This is a genomic window from Microbacterium sp. CCH5-D1 (assembly GCF_001557335.1).
Lineage (GTDB): Bacteria > Actinomycetota > Actinomycetes > Actinomycetales > Microbacteriaceae > Microbacterium > Microbacterium oxydans.
On the sequence record NZ_LSJW01000322.1, the window covers coordinates 1 to 16,381 of the forward strand.

Here is a 16,381-nt window from a genome sequence, read left to right on the forward strand (position 1 = left end):
CCCGCGGGTCCTCCCCGCCCTCCCTCACGGAAACAACACCCCGAAGGAGCAAATCATGACCGAGAACGACAAGCCGCTGTCAGAGGACACCTCCCTGGAGGGACCCGACGTCGAAGTCCCCACGCACGACTCCGACGGCACCACCAAACCAGGCGGTCTCGGCGGCGACGGAACCATCCCCAACCACCCCGGGGGTATCGCCGCCGGGCACACCGGCACCGCGTCCACCTTCGAACCCGAAGAAGACGAGCAGGCCGAGTAGGCACCCGAACGCCTGCGAGCCGGATCGACGCGCACCAGGGCGTGGCCGGCTCGCGACGTTCCACGAACGGACTCCCTGATGACGCGTCGGCTCGCCATCGTGTGGAATCCGTCCAAGACGGACAAAGACACCCTCAACGAAGGCCTCACCGCGTCCCTTCAGGACGACACCGCACCCGAGGTGTCGCGGTGGGAGACCACCGAGGACGACCCCGACGGTGACGCCACCTGCCGCCCTCCACATCCGGTAGCAACCGCGGGTCAGGATCAGAGCCGACAACGATCACAAGGCCGCTGAGACTCACCGATGGGGTCACGAACCTGTCCGCAGGCGCAACCGACCTGTCAGCTGTGCGGGAGCGGTCAAGCACCATCCCATTCGCGGCATGATCGCTGCTCAACTTGCAGTTCGCAGTCCAATCCGCACCGACGACGTCGTCGAAGCCGCTACACGCGTGCTCGTCGTCGGCGACTAGCGACACCGAGCGATCACACAACAACGCCACCGAGCGTCAAAATTTACAGGTAGTTGCTGGGTTCTGGTCGTTCACCCGGATGGTCCGCACCTGTGCCGGTGGACGACCGGCTATCGGGACAGCGGAAGCGGTGTGCGCGGGGCAGACCCGTCAGGAGCGGTCGAGTTCCTTCGCGAAAAACACGCTCGCGGCTTTGAGGACTTCGTTCGCCTTGCGCAGCTCAGCGTTCTCACGCCGCAGGCGCTTGTTCTCCTCGGCAACATCGGTGGGCACACCGGGACGCTGCCCGCCGTCGACTTCGCGACGGCGATGCCACACCCGCAACGTCTCCGCGCTCATACCAAGAAGCCCAGCGACATGACGCACCGCGGTCATGAGATTCGGATGCGAGGGCTTCGCCTCGTCCAGCATCCGCAACGCCTTCTCCCGCATCTCGGGCGAGTACTTCTGATTCATCAATTCCATCCTTGCTTGAAGAACGGAACGGAACGAAACCCAGAGCGATTCACCTTACCCGGCCAACGACGCACCCTCGACGTCTACACCCTCATCTGCGAAGAGCCGGTTATGCCCCTGACGTCAGCGTCGCGGCCTCGGCGAGGGCGGCGGCGAGATACGGTGCTGAAGCGCTGTTTCTCGACGCGGCGACCTCTGCTGGCGTTCCGGACGCGACCACTGTGCCGCCGTTGTCACCGGCTCCCGGCCCGAGATCGATGACGTAGTCGGCGGCGCCGACCACTCGCATGTCGAGTTCCACCATCACGACCGTGTTGCCCGCATCGACGAGAGTCTGAAGGTGGGTAACTAGACGGTCTGCGTCGGCACAGTGCAATCCGGAGGTCGGCTCATCGAGCACGTACAGAGTGTCGCCGCGCTGCGCTCGTTGCAGTTCGGTGGCCAGCTTCACACGCTGCGCCTCCCCACCGGAGAGCTCTGTGGCCGGCTGTCCCAAGCGCAGGTACCCGAGCCCGACATCGACCAGCGAGGTGAGTGAGCGCATCACGTCGTACTCGCCGGCGAAGAAGTCGTGGGCCTCTTCGACGCTCATCGCGAGGATTTCCGCGATGTTGCGCCCTCGCCAGGTGATCTCCAGGGTGCTCGATTGATAGCGGGTGCCATGGCAGTCGGGACACACGGTGTAGACCGAGGGCAGGAAGAGCAGCTCGACCATCACGGAGCCTTCACCCTCACAGGTCGGGCAACGGCCGCCTGCGACATTGAAGGAGAACCGACCGGGCTTGTATCCGCGTGTCCGAGCTTCCGGCGTCTCGGCGAACCGGCGCCGCACATGATCGAAGAGTCCTGTGTAGGTCGCGACGTTGGAGCGGGGCGTGCGGCCGATGGGTTTCTGGTCGATGCTCACCACACGCCGGACGGTCGTGAGATCGCCCTCGACCGACCCTCCGAGTTCATCGGACTCGTCAGTGAGGAGCAGGGCGTCGGCCTCAGCGCTTTCCTCCTCGACGCGAGGGGCGTCTCCTTGCCTGGCGCCGATGAGGGCAGGCAGGACTTGACTGACAAGGCTGGACTTCCCCGACCCTGACACGCCAGTGACAGCAGTGAGCGTTCCGAGCGGTAGCGCCACAGATACGTCCCGCAGGTTGTTGCGGGTGACGTGCTCCAGCTGCAACCAGTCGTGGGCGGCACGGGGCTGGTGCGGTGGAAGGCCGCTGCCCCCGAAGATGTATCCGCGCGTCACCGACTCGTCGACCTCCGCGAGCCCGTCCGTGGGTCCGCTGTAGATCACGCGCCCGCCGCGTTCCCCGGCTCCGGGGCCGATGTCAACCAGCCAGTCCGCGTGCCGCATGACGTCGACGGAATGCTCCACGACGAAGAGGCTGTTGCCGCGCTGCTTCAGCCCGTCGAGGATACCCAGCAGCGCGGTGACGTCGTGCGGATGGAGACCGGCTGACGGTTCGTCGAGGACGTAGACAACACCGAACAGTTCCGACGTGAGCTGCGTGGCGAGTCGAAGTCGTTGTAGCTCCCCTCCGGACAGTGTCGGCGTAGTGCGACCTAGCGAGAGGTAACCGAGTCCGAGATCGATGATGGGGCGCAGGCGGTCCAGCAATTCTGCGCCCAGGCGGGCTGCCGCGGCGCGCTTCTCGACAGACTGATTCGGTGTGCGACGGACATCCGGCGCAGCGGAGTGAGCGGAGCCGCCAGCAGCAACGCGCTGCTCGACGGCTTCACGTTTAGTCGCGACGTCTACCACGGCGGCGGAGGTCTCGCCCTCGCGGTCAGACTCGGCGACGACGGACTCGAGGAGCTCAGCCAATTCACGCAGTGGCAAGGCTGAGAAGTCCGCGATATCGAGTCCTTCGAACGTCACCGTCAGTGCTTCGGGTTTGAGCCGCTTCCCATGGCACACCGGGCAGACCGCCGCGCTCATGAACTGGGCTACGCGGCGCTTCATCGACGCGCTCTTCGTGTTCGCGAAAGTGTCGAGCACGTACCGCCGCGCGCCGACGAAGGTGCCCGAGTAGCTCGGTTCGATTCCTGCTCGGATTGCCCGGCGCGCCTCGGCGAGTGTGAGTCGAGAGTGGACGGGAACGAAGGGGGTCTCGTCGGTATAGAGGATCCAGTCCCGATCCTTCTTCGGCAGATCCTTCCACGGTACGTCGACGTCGTAGCCGAGCGCGACGAGCACGTCCCGCAACTGGTGGCCGTGCCAGGCGGTCGGCCACGATGCGATGGCGCGCTCCCGGATGGTGAGTGAGGGATCGGGCACCATCCGCTCCTCGGTCACCGCGTACACTCTGCCAATGCCGTGGCACTCGGGGCACGCGCCCTGCACGGTGTTCGCGGAGAAGTCCTCGGCGTAGAGCATCGGCTGACCATCTGGGTATTCACCTGCTCGCGAATAGAGCATCCGAACCACACTCGACAGCGTGGTGATGCTGCCTACAGAGGAGCGCGCGCTGCGCCCTCCGCGCTGCTGCTGCAAGGCGACTGCGGGCGGCATCCCGGTGATGGAGTCGACGTCGGGGACACCCGCCTGGTCGATCAGTCGCCGCGCGTACGGGGCAACTGACTCCAAGTAGCGCCGCTGCGACTCCGCGTACAACGTGCCGAAAGCCAAGGAGGACTTCCCGGATCCGGACACGCCCGTGAACACAACCATCGCGTCACGCGGAACCGTGAGATCGACGTCCTTGAGGTTGTGTTCGCGGGCACCACGCACCCGGACATCGGGCTGGACGTGGGTGGACACTGAGGAAAGGTGATCCATTTCAGAACTGTACCAAGCGGGTCTCGTGGTAAGCAGGTTCATCGACCGTGGGAGGCAAGATGATGCGGCTGTTTACCATCGGGTTCACGAAGAAGAAGACGCGCGAGTTCTTCGGTCTGCTCTCCGACAGCGGCGCGACGGCTCTTGTTGACATACGGCTGCGGAACCGTTCGCAGCTCGCAGGATTCGCGAAGCGAGACGACCTCGAGTTCTTCCTCAGTGAGATTTGCGACATGCATTATCGGCAGGAGTTGCTCCTCACCCCGACAGAGCAAGCGCTACGTGACTACCAGCACGGGGCTGTGTCGCGGGAGCAATACGCCGCTGAGTACGTGCGCCTCTTGGAAGGTCGCCAGGTCGAAGCGGTGCTGAGTCCTGCTGACTTCAACGAGGCAGTGCTCCTTTGCTCAGAGGCCTCTCCTGATCGTTGTCATCGGCGTCTCGCCGCGGAGTATCTCGCGTCCGCCTGGGGTGACACAGGGATCGTGCATCTGTTGTAACAGGTGGTGGCGTCGTCCTCACCCGTCGGATGCGGACGGGTTAGGCTCCGGCTTCAGTCTCGTCGGGAGCGAGAGCGAGCACACGGGGCGGCAGCGCGCGACGTAGCCACGGAAGCAGTACGAGCGCCCCCGCAGGCCCCAATACGAGTAGCACCCACGGCAACCAACCCGACAACGCGAAAGCCGACATCAGAAGAGGCGCGGTGAGGCTGGCGACGCTGAATGAGTACTGGAACGCAGCGAGGTAGCGTCCAGCCTGTTCCGGTGGGGCGGCCTCACTCGCGGCCGCGTTCATCCTCGTGCCGAGCACGACCGTGCCGACTCCGAAGATCAGCGCCGATCCGAACAGGGCTACCGCAAGCCACGCTGAAGGAACCGCGTAGACGGCCACCATTGAGGCGATCCACGCCAAGAGCAGCACTGCTCCGAGCCGCACAGCGAATGCCCGAGAACGTGAGCTCGTCAGCGCCACCGCGACTCCTGTGAGGGTGCTCGACAGCATGGCCAGGCCGGCGTTTGCGAGGCTCGGCAACCATGCCGGCGCGCCGAGTTGTTCGACAGCGATCACCGGAAAGGCAACCGGGAAGAACTCCATCACCAGGGTGATGAGAAAGCCCAGAAGGATGAGCCCGAGAAACGGGCGGTTCCGTAGCACTCCTGGTGCGGCGGACGTAGCCTTCACCGAGCGAGATGACGTGTGCGGCGGCATCCGCATCGTGAACACAAGTATGGCTGCCATCGTCGACGTGACGAGTTTGACCGCCAGCAGCCAAGGCAACATGGCGGGGTCCCAGGCCAGCAGCACGGCACCGAGGAGCGCGCCAGCACCGTAGCCAGCCGAACGCACCATCTCAACGCGAGCGAACTGCGCATCGTGAAACCCGTCGCTGGGACGCAATGCTGTCAGGAAGGCGTATAGCGATCCGTAGTGCAGCTGCATCCCGGCGGCGCAGATCGCGCTCCCGGCAATCGCCCCGGGCCAACCGGGTACGAGTAGGTAGACGAGCATCGCGATGGCTCGGAGCAACTGTCCGGTGCCGATCACCCTGCGAGGGCCAACTCGGTCGACCAGCGTCCCGGCGAGGACGGGGAACAGCAGACCGACGCCTGCCCCGACGCCCAATGCGAGGCCCGCATCCGCAACCGAGAATCCGCGAACTTGGATGAGGAAGAGTGCCGCAACGGGGAGGTACATTCCCGCGCCAGCGCTGTCGAGGGCGACGAGCGCCCTGCCATCGGGTGTTCTTGTTCGCTCGGGCAGGTGTACCGACGCGCCCCGCGACGCTTGACGACTCAGGAGCGCACTTCCTGGGTTCGTGTGCCTCGGCGGCTGGCTTCGAGGGCTGAGGTGAGCGTTCGAGCGTCGTAGCTACCCAGCAACCGTCGGCCGTCTACGAAGAACGTCGGGGTGGCGTGCGCCCCGCTTGCATCGGCGCTTTCGAGATCCCGCTCCACACGGGCACGTACGGCGGCACTATCGAGGTCAGCCGTGAACTGGGCGACATCCAGGCCCAGCTCTTCGGCGTAGCGGATCAGATCTTCGCGTTCGAGCGCATCTTGCCGCGTGAAGACGAAGTCCAGCCACGGCCAGAACATCCCCTGATTCGATGCCGCCTCCGACGCTCGTGCGGCTATGGGGCCGTGAGGGTGATGTGGCAGCTGGCGAACGACATACCGGAGATCGTCCCCGAACCGGCTGCGAAGGTCCTCCCAGGAACCCGTTGCGTGCGCGCAATAGGGGCATTCGAAGTCGATGTACTCGACGAGCGTGAGCTGAGCGTCCTCTGGTCCACGGATGTGGTCGACTTCAGGATCCACGGGCGGTGTGAGCACCATCGGCAGATCTGCCGTCTCCTCTCCCCAGCGTTTCGCAGCAACCCGGAAAATCAGCCAACCAAGCGCGGTAGCGAGCACCATCGCGACCAACACGCCGACGGTCGCTTGCCGACCCAGGTCGGACGTCGAGCCGAACGCGAGGCCGATCACCAGGAGCGACACGGTGAACCCGATTCCCGAAAGCGCCGCGCCGCCAAACACGCTGCCCATCCCGACACCCTCGGGTAGCCGACCGGCTCCAAGCTTCACAGCGACGAAGGTGGCGAGACCGATGCCGAGAAGTTTGCCGAGCACGAGACCCACGATGACTCCCCACGTCACGGAGGACTGGAAGGAATCGACGAGCACGCCGCCGCGCAGGTCGACGCCAGCGTTCGCGAGCGCGAAGATCGGGACGATGACGAGCGCGGTCGGCATGCGCAAAACCTCGTGCATGCGTTCATTTACCGAGATACCTCCCGCCAAGCCTCGATCGACTGCGCGGGCCGATGCCGCGCTCGGCGACTGCCAGAAGTCGCGGAACAGCTGACGAGCCGCGACCACCTTGTGCCGACGCGTCGGGTAGGCGGGGATAAGGAGCCCTGCGACCATGCCCGCGAGGGAGGCGTGGACTCCGGAATCAACGGTCGCGAACCAGAGCACAACGACAATCAGCACGTACGGTGTGGCGCTCCATTGCCGCGAACGACCCAGAAGCCACAACCCGGCGAGGCAGGCAACTGCGATCAGCAGCGGAACGAGCCGGATCTCGTCGCTGTAGACAATGCCGATGATGGAGACGGCGAGGAAGTCATCGACGACGGTAAGGGTGAGTAGGAACACCCGCAACTGGCCGGAGAGTTTCGGGCCGACGAGCGCGAGGGCACCCAACAGGAACGCGGTGTCGGTACCGACCACCGCGCCCCATCCACCGAGCCCGTCGCCGCCCGCGGCGGCCACGATCAGGATGTAGAAAACTGCGGGCAGTGCCACGCCAGCGACGCCAGCGATCAACGCGAGACGCGCGCGGCTGGCGTCTCGGAGCGACCCATGCGCGAACTCCTGTCGCACCTCGAGGCCAACGACGAAGAAGAAGACCACCATGAGGCCGTCGTTGATCCAGTGGTGCAGGTTCATGTGCAGTCCGAACCCTCCGACATCGAACCCGATCTCGACATCCCACAGCCCGAAATAGGCCTCGGAGAGTGGCGAGTTCGCCCAGAGCAAGGCGACCGCTGCGACGACGACCAAGAACACAGCCGAACCCGACTCCGTGCGAATCGTTCGCCAACTCGTGCGCCGTTCCATCTGCCCACTCGTCATGCGGGAAGCGTATCGGAACCCAAGGGCAGCGCCCGACGGCGAGACTTGTCGACCGGGCAGCGCGCAAGGCGGAATGGAGACGAAGCGGGTTATGGGGCTCATCGCATTTGAGGGTGTAGCAGTGGTCTGAATCCTCCGGTTTCGAGGAGCGATCGGGAGATGTAGTTGGTGAGGTTGCGGAAGCCGAGGGCGGAGCCGTGGAGGTGCTCGAGGCGGCCGTTGATCGCCTCGGTCGGGCCGTTCGAAGTGCCGGTCCGGTCGAAGCAGGCGAGCCCCTCGTAGTCACACTAGGGCCCGGTGCGGGCGACGCCAGCGGGACCATGGTTGCAGCTGGCACGCCCGAGCACGTCGCGGACAAGGGCGTCGGCGCTTCCGCGAGATACCTCGCCGCGGCATTGGAGGAAGCCACAGGCGTGACCCCATCGTGACGGCAGAACCATCGCACGGGTACTCGCCGCACCGTCGCCGGTACCTCACCCGTGGACTATGCCAACAAGGGTGAGGTACCGGCGACGCTCGACGAGATCATGGTCTCAGGCGGGGATTTTGGAGCCCCGGACGTCCAACTTTTCGATCGTGGGCTCGCTGAACAGTTTGCCGGCCAGAATCGCGGGTCACCCCCCCGATTGGGAGACACGCCCTAGCTCTGGGCCTCGCCGAGGCGCGCTTCGGGCGTGAGCTCGGCGCGGAGACCGCCGCCGGTCGCAGCCCGGGCAAGAGCGCGACCCAGCGCAGGTGCCTGCTTGAACAAATTGTGACCGGCCACAAAAAGGACAGAGCCTGCCTCCCACACGGCCACGCCGTCCTCACTCCACGGGAGGTCGGTCACCCAGCAGTGAAGGAAGTCGCGCGGCTCTGGGTGGAGACCGGGCAGCGCCCGTGTCACGTATTCGCGTGCGCGTTCGTCCAGCGATCGAATCGCCGCCGGGTCGATGAAAGTTCCGTCGTCGCGGACGCCGACGGTGTCGCTGAGTCCGACCGAATAGTTGCTGTTGCCCGGTAGCGGCGTCGCGTAGACGCCGACTTCGCCGAAGACGCCGCTACTGTCCTGCAGGCACGCGACTCGTGCCGGGGCGGCGGCTTTCACGTCGAAGGTCAGCCGGACGTGTGCGGCAAGGCGAACCGGCAGCGACAGGCCGACGCTGCGTGCCAGGCGGGCGGTTTCGCGGCCGGCGCACACGACCACCTTGGAGTAGACAGCCCGGTCGGTGACGCTGCGCACCTCGACCGTCCCGTCGGCGCGGGGATCGATGGAGATGACCTCACCGGTGGTGACCGCATCTGCCAGGGCACCCGTGAGTGCCGTGATCGCGGCGCGGGTGCGGATCGCGCCGCCCGACTCGTCGAGCACCGCTGGCCCCGAATACCCAGCGAGCAGCGGCATCCGCTGGGCGACCTCGGCCGCGTCGATCTCGTGCGCTTCCACGCCGCCGACCTGGTCGAGCACCCGCAGCCGCGCCAGGGCGCTGTCTCCGATCGCCAGGACACCATCTGATGAGACCAGCTCGACGTCGAAGCGTTCGGCCCACTCATCCCATACGCCGCGGCTTTCGCGCGCGAAAGCGACGAGTCGCGGGTCGTCGTGGGCATGCCGGAAGATCCGCGACTCGCCTGCGGACTGACCCGTCCCGGGCAGACCAGCCTCATACAAGCGCACCCGCACGCCCTGCTCCCGCAGCGCGTACGCAGTCGACAGACCGACGATCCCGCCCCCGATCACTGCTACCTCCGGGGAACGCGTCGTGGAAACGCCGTCGTCAGTTCCTGTCATCGCGGTTCCTCGATCTGTTGGCGATTAGCGATAGGCCGCAAGAGAAGGGGCCGCTGCCACGACGTCAGCGGGCTGTGTAAGCCCGAAGTCACCGCGCGCAGCGACCCCTCCTTTCTGGGCCACTACTCCCGGTCTGTGGTGTCAGGCGGGGAGTTTGGAGCCCAGGACGTCCAACTTCTCGATCGTCGGTTCGGAGAACAACGTGCCGGTCTGCTCGCCGAGAGCGGTCGCAACCGCGCCAGACAGGTGCGCGTCGCGGCCGGCGTCATCGGGGAACACGTCGAAGATCCCGAAGGAGGACGGTCCGAGACGGATCGCGAACCACGCAACGGTGGCCGGTTCCTCCTCGACGAGCCCTCGCCCGATGCCGAGGAATTCCTGGACCTCGTCTTCCTTGCCGGGCAGGGCCTCCAACCTGACAAGCAGTCCCTTCGTCACGCTCATCACATCACCTCTTCCTGGGTCGAATTACTCGCAAATTTCGCCACGATCGTGTCGCAGAACGCAGGCAGGTCATCGGGCGAGCGGCTGGTGATCAGATTCCCGTCCACCACGACGTCCTGGTCGACGACGTCAGCACCGGCGTTGCGCAGGTCCGTTCGGATGCTCGGGAAGGACGTCAAGGTGCGACCTGCGACCACACCTGCCTCGATCAGCGTCCACGGCCCGTGACAGATCGCAGCAACGGGCTTGCCGCTTTCGACGAACTCGCGGACGAAGGAGACGGCGTCTGGGTCAACCCGGAGTTGGTCGGGGTTCACCGTGCCGCCCGGGAGAAGCAGGGCGTCATAGTGGGCGACAGACGCGTCCGCGACCAACCCGTCAACGGTGAACGTGCCTGCTGCATCCAGATCGTTCTCCCGGGCCTGAATCTCACCGTCATGGATCGACAGAACCTCGGTCTGTGCACCAGCCTGCTCCAGTGCCTCGCGGGGCTTGTCGAGCTCGACTCGCTCGACCCCGTCGGCGGCGAGGATGGCGACTCTCTTGCCCTGAAGATCTGCTGCCATCTCAGTTCTCCTTCTTCTCGGTCGACATGCCGGGCTTGATGAGGACCTTGGTCCAACCCTTGGACCGGGCGTCGAAGTTCTTGTAGGCATCGGCGGCTTGGTCCAGCGAGATCTCGTGGGAGACGATCCACGAGGGGGTCGCCTTGCCGGCGGCGATCAAGTCCCGCAGCTGGCGGTTGTACCGCTTGACCGGGGCTTGACCGCTCCCCAAGGTCTGACCCTTGAACCAATGCGTTCCGAAGTCGATGGCCGCCTTTCCCTGCTTGGCGAGGTCGTCCTTGGCTCCGGGGTCCTGGGGGACGAACACACCGACGGTGCCGATTCCTCCGGTGAAACGCACCGCGTTGATGAGCATGTTCATAGTAGCGGCGATGTCCTCGTTGCCTTGAGGATCGTGGGCCTGGTAACCCACGCATTCGCAGCCCCGGTCAGCTCCCAGCCCCATCGTCTCGTCGAGCACAGCTTGCACGGGATCGACCTTGGAGTCATCGATGGCGATCGCGCCGATCTGCTCGGCCAACGCGAGCCGGTCAGGATGACGATCGACCACCATCACCTTCGCGGCCCCCTTGATCATCGCGGACAGGGCGGCCATCAGCCCGACCGGACCCGCCCCGGCGATGACAACACTGTCGCCCGGGACCACGCCGGCCATCTCGGTGGCGTGGTAGCCGGTGGGGAAGATGTCGGAGAGCATGACGTAGTCGTTCTCCTTCTCCTCCGCATCCTCGCCCAAGCGCAGCGCGTTGTGGTCACCGAAAGGCACACGGAGCAGTTCCGCTTGGCCACCGCCGTAGGGACCCATGTCGGCGAACCCGTAGGCCGCACCGGCGAATGATGGTTCGGGCTGGGTGGTGAGGCAGTAGTTGGTCAGGCCGCGTTCGCAGTTCTTACAGAACCCGCACGAGATGTTGAACGGGAGCACAACCCGGTCTCCGACCCTGACCTTCTCCACACCACTACCGACCTCGATGACCTCCCCCATGTTCTCGTGACCGAACGTCCGGCCTACCTCGAAGGACGTCCGCCCCTCGTACATGTGCAGATCCGAGCCGCAGATGTTCGTCGTCGTCACCCTGACCAGCACATCGGAGGGTCGCTCGATCTTCGCGTCCGGGACGTCCTTCGTGCTGACCTGACGGGGTCCCTCGTACACTACTGCTTTCATGTCTACTCCGATCAAATGGTGTTGCTCGAGAACCTACTGGCCTCGATAGCCTGCTGGTAGGGCATTGACAACGCCAGCCCTTCGCGAGACATTGAACGCTCGCCGCAACCACGTTCTGATGTGCGTTTTCGGCGCGATCCGTGGCCTCTATCGCGAGTGCACCGTAAACGATCGTTTTCGGCGCGCCGTCTGCTTAGTTCGGTGAAGCTCGCGCAGGGATTCTGGGCGCCCGCCTTCTCTGCCGCTAGGTGCATCGTGCCGATGCGCGGCTATTTCGAGTGGACCGGCGACAAGACGCCGAAGACCCCACACTTCCTCCACGGCGACGGTCCTCTCTCGGCCGCAGGCCTCACCTGGTCGATGGGGCTGCCGAACGGGGAGAAGTCACGGTGCTTCGTCGTTATCACCCGCGAGGCGCGGGATGCCAGCGGGGAGGTGCACGACCGGATGCCCGCGTTCCTTATGCCCGATACGTGGGATACGTGGCTCGCTCCGGAGAAGCTCACCGGCGATCGCAAGGCTGAGACGTTGGCGATGCTCGAGCACACATCCGGAGACGTCGCCTCGACCATTCGTGAGCACGTCGTCGACCGGAAGGTCAGCAACTCCCGCACAGTCGACTCGACCGACCCCTCTCTGCTGGAGCCCGTGGCCTGACGATCCTTCGCCTCACCTCCTCACGGGGCATACTCTCGTGGAGCATCGTGCATGCGATGTCTACCGTTCGCGAACGCGAGCCTGCCCGCCGGCTCAGGCGAGTGCGGGAGCGCTCGTCCCGGGGTCGAGGTGGGTCCCCTCGCGGGGTTCGGGTGTCAGGTACAGACCGGAGGGTGCGTTCGCGGTGAAAGCGAGCGCGTCGGTCCAGGTCCGGTTGATAGGAGGCTGCCGGCTGCCGTGGTACTTGAACGTGATCGAGCTGTGCTCGTGTAGCCACACCGTGGTGCGGCCGCCACCGATACTCATGTCCTCTTTCCAGGTGAAGGGGAAGGGTTCGCCTCGACGGAGTTTCGCGGTGATGACGAGCTGAAGGTGGATGAGGGCGCGGTCCTCAATCTCCGCTTTCTGGTGTCCCTCGCAGATGAACGTGCCCATAGTGCGCCTTTGCTCTGTCTCCCCGGGCGACAGTGCCCATGATCGCAACCGGATTGGTGGCGGTGTGGAGACACTTAGCGTCCCACTGCTGATTCGCGAGCAACACCCCCAGGCGGCCTTCGCTGCGCATCGGCATCCCAACGGCAGCGCGCCCGCACCTAGACGTTTGTCTATAGTGGGGTAGCTACAAGTCCACATCGGCTTGTTGGGCCCATCGTTGTAAATTGCACCCCAAGGGCGTGCCCCGGCGGCACGGATCTGACAGGATAATGACGTCTCCCGACGGTGGGTTGCGCTTTCTCGCACTACCTTCTGGGGAGTCGGTGAACCGGGATCTGGGGATATCGGGAGCAGACAGCGCGTGCCCTCCGCTTCCGCGGAGCGAGATGTCGGATCCCCCTCATACGCCCGGCGCATGAGCGGGATCCGACCTCATCCGCAAACCCTTTAGAAGGGGCCGGCGACCTCCGCGAGGGCTGGGGTGCGTGCAAGGCCACCGGTAGTTCCCGAGGATGCTGGGGTCACCCCCGGTACGCCGAAAATAGCGGGTTCCAGGGTCTTCGGAAGAGGGGTTGATCCGGCGCGGGGCGTCCGGTATTAAGCCGCCTCTGGCCGTCGTGAAGTCAACGAACGTTCCGGCCGTGGCCACTGCGCGCTGAATGCTCTCACGAAGGGCGGCGACGTCCTGCGCGGGCGAGAGCACCAGGCTCGTGCCATCGATGACGATCTCCGTCTGAACCTCCGCGCGTTCCCTCATGCTTCTGAGGGTAAGCACCAGCTCGGGCCGTGCGCGGGGGGATTGCGCTTTGAATCAGCCAGCGCTAGCGAGGTCGCGCTCGAGCGTCGATCTCTCGGCGGGTTCCGGCGTGAGGTACAACCCTGACGGGGAATTCGCGGTGAAAGCCAGCGCGTCGACCCAGGACCGGTTGATGTTCGGGGTCCGGCCGCCATAGAACTTGAACACCATCGACGCCGCGCCATGGATCCACACTGTGGTTCGGCCGCCCCCGGTGCTCGCGTCGTCCTTCCATGAAAAGACGAACGGCTCGCCTCGGCGCAGCTTCGCGGTCATGACGAGCTGCAAGTGCAGCAGAGCCCGGTCCTCGATCTCGACCTTCTGCGAACCCTCGTACACGAACTTGCCCATGCCGGACGCTCCTCAAGTCATCCCTCCATCGACCCGCCCGAAACCGAGGCGGTGATCAGTAACCGATGAAGATAGAACCAGCGTCTCACAGACCTACGCGACTAGGTATCGCTTCACAGGCCCCCTTGGAGAATTGGATCTGCGATCCCCACCGAGAACGGTCGTTTTCGGCGGGCGATGATCCCGACGGGCCGGAGCATCGCGGGCCTAGTCCCGGTACCTGATCATGCGCAGCAGTCGACCGCTAGTGTCCGACTTGAGTCGCGGCGTCGTGAGACCGTCTTGACGCTGAGGCGTGGCGAAGTTCCTAACATCGCCTGTCCGTTACCTGGGTCCCATAGGCAGTGGGGTGCTAACTAGCGTGTCACAGGAGGTACTCTTGCCTTCTCTTGCAGTACAGAACATAGTGAAAGCAGAAGCCGATGACGAACGATAGCAATGCATCGAGCCGTGAATACTCCGATACCGATGTTCCGACCAACGATTCCGAGGGAACGGTCAAGCCCGGGGGTCTGGGCGAGGACAACACCATCCCCGCGAACCCCGACGGGGTAGCCGCAGGCCTGTCCGACTCGCCTTCGCACTTCAACCCAGAAGAAGACGAAGCCGCCAACGGAGAAAACTGACCTGCAGGCTCTCGCGTCCGGCCAAACACTCTTCGATCCGCGAAGCAAGGGTTACCGTGGCATATATCGGTCGGTCCGATCTGCACCCGCAGTGACGGTGCGTTCCTGACCGTTGGGAGGGATGACGCGTCATGTCGAGAGAATCTAGCCGGGAGCCCCGAGGGTCAGCGGCCGGGCGCCTAAGTCGCGAACTCATCATCGAGACCGCCCTAGGCCAGATCGATCGCGCCGGGGCACAGGGCCTCTCTATGCGCTCCCTTGCTCAGGAACTGGGTGTGGAAGCGATGTCTCTTTACCGCTACGTGCACGGGCGTGAGGATCTGCTCGAGGGTGTGATCGCTCTGCTCCTCGGACAATTGACATCGAACCTGGACGACGAGTTGGCGGAGCACTGGCAGGGCTTCCTGCAGGATGTCGCCCATAAGGTACGTCAGATCGCGATCGATCATCCTCAGGCATTTCCGTTAGTGGCGACCCGGCATCCCGCGGCGCCCTGGCTACGCCCGCCGCTTCGTAGCGTCGAGGTGGTGAACACGTTCCTCAGCACCCTGCTGGGGCGCGGGTTTACGGACGCGCAAGCGGTCGATGCGTATCGGTCCTTCAGCAGCTTCCTGCTCGGTCAACTCTTGCTGGAATCCGCGGTTCGGGGAGCTGAGACCGGCCCGGTGGAAGAACCGCTCGACGAAGGAAACGCGGATATACCCGAGCGTGACGGGAGCATCGGCTTGGATGACGCTCCGGAGGTCCGTCGGCTACGGGCTCTTCTGAGCGAGGACCATTCTGACGAAGAATTCGAAGTATCGCTGGAAGTACTCCTCGACCGTTTCGCCGGGGAGCTGTCCCAGTAGCTGCGGCGTGAGCGCCCCGAGCGAGGCCGTCCGTCAGTGTTCTCTGGCAGGACCGGGGGTGGTCGCGTCCTTGGCTGTGTCGTCGGGGTCGGCATTCTGTCGGATCTCTCGGCCCTTCTCGATGTCCTGCCGCTCCTTCTCGGCGGCCTTGTCGCTCTTGCGGGTGTCGCGCGGAGGTAGCTGGATGTCCTCCTCGGCGGCGATGCCCGCCTGCAGCTGGCGACCTCGCTCGAGCTCAGCATCGAACTCCGCGCCGAACAGCAGCGCGAGGTTCGCGATCCACAGCCAGAGCAAGAAGATGATGATCCCCGCAAGGGATCCATAGGTGCGGTCGTAGTTCGAGAAGTTTCCGACGTAGAACCCGAAGGCTGCGGTGGCGAGTGCGAGCACGATGATCGCTAGCAGGGCGCCCATGCTGATCCACCGGAATTTCGGCTGCTTCGCGTTTGGGGTGGCGTAGTAGAGGATGGCGACGACCAACACCACGATGAATATGAGCAACGGCCACTTGGCGATGGACCAGATCGTCTGGGGTACGTCGCCGATGCCGAGTGCGTCGCCGATCGCCTTGGTGACCGAGCCGGAGACGACAAGAATGATCGCGGCGATGACGAGCAGCACGATCGTGATCACGGTGACCAGCAGCTGGACGGGCTTCAGCTTCCAGAACGGGCGCCCCTCCTCGATCTCGTAGATCCGGTTCATCGCACGGCTGAACGCTCCCACGTACCCGGATGCTGACCAGATCGCCAGCAGGATGCCGGTGATGAGAGCGAAACCGGCACCCGGAGACTCGGCGATCTGCTCGATCGGCCCGCGGATCGTGTCGACCGTGTCGCCGGGAGCAACCTGCTCGATGATTCCCAGCACCGCATCGCTGGCGGCTTTTCCCTGCCCGACGACACCCAGTAGCGAGAAGATTGCAATCAGGCCGGGGAACAGCGACAGCACCGCGTAATACGTCAGGGACGCAGCGATGTCGGTGCACTGGTCCGAAGAAAACTCGCGAATCGTCTTCCGCAGCACGTATTTCCAGGACCTCTTGTGCAGATCGTCTGGGGAATCGGGCTTTCCTGATGCTTCGGGGTCTGGGGCGTTGCGCGGGGTGGAGG

16 protein-coding genes and 1 pseudogene are annotated in these 16,381 nt (G+C 64.7%); 5 read left to right on the plus strand and 12 right to left on the minus strand.

Going from position 1 to position 16,381, the window contains the following annotated elements:
- Positions 1-55: 55 nt before the first annotated feature.
- Positions 56-262 carry a hypothetical protein gene (locus AX744_RS19665; protein ID WP_061018815.1) on the plus strand — a complete coding sequence of 69 codons (207 nt, stop codon included), beginning with the start codon at positions 56-58 and terminating at the stop codon, positions 260-262.
- 625 nt (positions 263-887) lie between these two features.
- Here the strand turns inward: AX744_RS19665 and AX744_RS19675 are convergent.
- Positions 888-1,193 (minus strand): transposase, encoded by a 306-nt coding sequence (locus AX744_RS19675; protein ID WP_036280114.1) that lies wholly within the window; start codon positions 1,191-1,193, stop codon positions 888-890.
- A 109-nt stretch (positions 1,194-1,302) separates the two neighbouring features.
- Positions 1,303-3,702, minus strand: a complete 2,400-nt coding sequence (locus tag AX744_RS19680; RefSeq protein WP_442922845.1) for an excinuclease ABC subunit A — start codon at positions 3,700-3,702, stop codon at positions 1,303-1,305.
- A 314-nt stretch (positions 3,703-4,016) separates the two neighbouring features.
- Between AX744_RS19680 and AX744_RS19685 the strand changes: the two genes are divergently transcribed.
- A complete protein-coding gene (locus AX744_RS19685; RefSeq protein WP_197429290.1) occupies positions 4,017-4,469 on the plus strand; it encodes a DUF488 domain-containing protein in 453 nt (150 codons plus the stop codon).
- A gap of 40 nt (positions 4,470-4,509) precedes the next feature.
- Here AX744_RS19685 and AX744_RS19690 read toward each other — a convergent pair whose 3' ends face one another.
- From AX744_RS19690 to AX744_RS19715, 7 genes and pseudogenes are all read right to left on the minus strand, one after another.
- A complete protein-coding gene (locus AX744_RS19690) occupies positions 4,510-5,766 on the minus strand; it encodes an MFS transporter (protein WP_331709313.1) in 1,257 nt (418 codons plus the stop codon).
- Positions 5,763-7,709 (minus strand): Na+/H+ antiporter NhaA, encoded by a 1,947-nt coding sequence (nhaA, locus tag AX744_RS19695; RefSeq protein WP_231728860.1) that lies wholly within the window; start codon positions 7,707-7,709, stop codon positions 5,763-5,765. Before nhaA ends, AX744_RS19690 begins: the two co-directional genes overlap by 4 nt.
- A pseudogene (locus AX744_RS20125) lies at positions 7,706-7,879 on the minus strand (transposase); the annotation flags it as partial. The gene nhaA and the pseudogene AX744_RS20125, both read right to left, overlap by 4 nt.
- Positions 7,880-8,247: 368 nt before the next feature.
- Positions 8,248-9,378 (minus strand): NAD(P)/FAD-dependent oxidoreductase, encoded by a 1,131-nt coding sequence (locus AX744_RS19700; protein ID WP_197429291.1) that lies wholly within the window; start codon positions 9,376-9,378, stop codon positions 8,248-8,250.
- A gap of 141 nt (positions 9,379-9,519) precedes the next feature.
- Complete coding sequence (locus AX744_RS19705; protein WP_061018829.1) at positions 9,520-9,822, minus strand: putative quinol monooxygenase; 303 nt, start codon at positions 9,820-9,822, stop codon at positions 9,520-9,522.
- Positions 9,822-10,388, minus strand: coding sequence for a type 1 glutamine amidotransferase domain-containing protein (locus AX744_RS19710; protein ID WP_061018831.1), 567 nt, complete (start codon positions 10,386-10,388; stop codon positions 9,822-9,824). Before AX744_RS19710 ends, AX744_RS19705 begins: the two co-directional genes overlap by 1 nt.
- Position 10,389: 1 nt before the next feature.
- Entirely contained in the window at positions 10,390-11,556 is a 1,167-nt protein-coding gene (locus AX744_RS19715; RefSeq protein ID WP_061018832.1) for a glutathione-independent formaldehyde dehydrogenase, read from the minus strand.
- Positions 11,557-11,757: 201 nt separating this feature from the next.
- Here AX744_RS19715 and AX744_RS19720 point away from each other — a divergent pair, with 201 nt between their 5' ends.
- Entirely contained in the window at positions 11,758-12,213 is a 456-nt protein-coding gene (locus tag AX744_RS19720; protein WP_052674692.1) for an SOS response-associated peptidase, read from the plus strand.
- A 93-nt stretch (positions 12,214-12,306) separates the two neighbouring features.
- Here AX744_RS19720 and AX744_RS19725 read toward each other — a convergent pair whose 3' ends face one another.
- Positions 12,307-12,648 (minus strand): DUF7882 family protein, encoded by a 342-nt coding sequence (locus AX744_RS19725; protein ID WP_045264173.1) that lies wholly within the window; start codon positions 12,646-12,648, stop codon positions 12,307-12,309.
- Positions 12,649-13,459: 811 nt separating this feature from the next.
- Positions 13,460-13,795 (minus strand): DUF7882 family protein, encoded by a 336-nt coding sequence (locus tag AX744_RS19730; RefSeq protein ID WP_045264174.1) that lies wholly within the window; start codon positions 13,793-13,795, stop codon positions 13,460-13,462.
- 422 nt (positions 13,796-14,217) lie between these two features.
- Between AX744_RS19730 and AX744_RS19735 the strand changes: the two genes are divergently transcribed.
- Together AX744_RS19735 and AX744_RS19740 are read left to right on the plus strand one after the other, a co-directional pair.
- Positions 14,218-14,421, plus strand: coding sequence for a hypothetical protein (locus AX744_RS19735; RefSeq protein ID WP_045264175.1), 204 nt, complete (start codon positions 14,218-14,220; stop codon positions 14,419-14,421).
- A gap of 131 nt (positions 14,422-14,552) precedes the next feature.
- Positions 14,553-15,269, plus strand: a complete 717-nt coding sequence (locus AX744_RS19740) for a TetR/AcrR family transcriptional regulator C-terminal domain-containing protein (protein ID WP_061018834.1) — start codon at positions 14,553-14,555, stop codon at positions 15,267-15,269.
- Between the two features lie 33 nt (positions 15,270-15,302).
- Here the strand turns inward: AX744_RS19740 and AX744_RS19745 are convergent.
- A partial coding sequence (locus AX744_RS19745; RefSeq protein ID WP_061018836.1) for a YihY/virulence factor BrkB family protein occupies positions 15,303-16,381 on the minus strand: 1,079 nt, incomplete at its 5' end.